This is a genomic window from Teichococcus aestuarii (genome assembly GCF_003116135.1).
GTDB lineage: Bacteria > Pseudomonadota > Alphaproteobacteria > Acetobacterales > Acetobacteraceae > Pseudoroseomonas > Pseudoroseomonas aestuarii.
In genome coordinates, this window is the sequence record NZ_PDOA01000068.1 from 1 (window position 1) to 1,296 (window position 1,296).

At 69.1% G+C, this 1,296-nt stretch carries 1 protein-coding gene and 2 pseudogenes; 1 reads left to right on the plus strand and 2 read right to left on the minus strand.

Annotated elements, in window-relative coordinates:
• Positions 1–346, minus strand: a pseudogene (locus tag CR165_RS24140) (fumarylacetoacetate hydrolase family protein); the annotation flags it as partial.
• A 111-nt stretch (positions 347–457) separates the two neighbouring features.
• Between CR165_RS24140 and CR165_RS24145 the strand changes: the two are divergent.
• Positions 458–1,153, plus strand: a complete 696-nt coding sequence (locus CR165_RS24145; protein ID WP_109519419.1) for a GntR family transcriptional regulator — start codon at positions 458–460, stop codon at positions 1,151–1,153.
• 35 nt (positions 1,154–1,188) lie between these two features.
• On the opposite strand, the pseudogene CR165_RS24150 reads toward CR165_RS24145, so the two are convergent.
• A pseudogene (locus tag CR165_RS24150) lies at positions 1,189–1,296 on the minus strand (IS5-like element ISRso1 family transposase); the annotation flags it as partial.

The window sequence follows — 1,296 nt, forward strand, 5'->3', positions numbered from 1 at the left end:
GGCCGTGCGCGGCGAGCGAGGTGGGGACGCGGAAGAACACCGCCGGATAGTCGGGGATGGGGTTGTTCCCCTCCTTGGCGTGCAGCGCGTAGTTCAGCCCGATGCAGACGACCTTGCCGGGGCGCGGGATGACGGGCAGCAGGGTCAGCTCGGCGAGCGGCCGGCGCGGCGCATCGGCGAGGCGCGCCGCCAAGGCGGGGGCGCCCTCCGGCAGCCCGAGCGCGGCCAGGGCCAGGGCAGGGTCCTGCGGCAGGCCCGGCACCACGTCGGCGAGGAGAACGACCTCCGTGCCCAGCCGGGCACCGAGGGCCGCGCGTCCCTCGTGCTGGAAAGCGATCAGGCGCACAAACCGTTCCTCCAAAAATTTTGGCAGAGGTTTTATCGAAATTATTCCCTCGTCAAGCTGGAATTCCGAAAACTTGCCTGTCCATAACCGGGGAGCGATGATGCTCGGGTCATGTCCCAAGCCTTTTCCTTCGCCGATGCGCGCGATCCGACCCTTGCCACAGCCGTCCACCGCCGGCTGCGAGAGGACATCCTCTCTGGCCGACTGCCGCCAGGCCAGAAGCTGAAGCTGCGCGACCTGGCGGAGAGCTACGGAGCCGGTGCCTCGCCCATGCGCGAGGCACTCTCCCGTCTCGCCGCCGAGGGGCTTGCGGAGCAGATCGAGCATCGCGGCTTCCGCGTTGCGGCGGCGGCGCCTGGCCAGCTCCATGGCCTGATCCGTAGCCGTGTGCTGGCCGAAGGCGCGGCACTGCGGGAAGCCATCCTGCGGGGCGATGCCGCCTGGGAGGAAGCGCTGCTCCTGGCCGAGCACCGGCTGAATCGCGCCGCCCGCTCGCTCGATCCCAACCGTTTCGTCAGCAACCCGGATTGGGAGGCCTGCCACCTGCGGTTCCACCAGGCCCTGCTGTCCGCATGCGGGGCGCCGCCCCTGCTGGCCTTCTGCGACCGGCTGCGGGAGGAAGCGCAGCGTTATCGGGCGCTTTCCAACACCTTGGCCTATCCGGGCCGCGACGTGGCAGCGGAACATGTCATACTCGCCCGTGCGGCGCTGAATCGCGATGCCGACGAGGCTGTCGCCCTCCTGGCGCAGCATTACGAGCGAACCGGCGCCTTTATCGGGGCCGACATGGGGAGCGGCATCGGGTGACCGCTGCCGCCTCCTTAGTGCCCGTTTGAGAATGGTCATGGGTGGGCGATGCGCCTGATGAGGAGCGCGCCCATGCCGACGTGGATCATGGCTTCGGAGACGTCGCAGCGGCGCTCGTAGTCGCGAACCAGGCGGCGCCAACG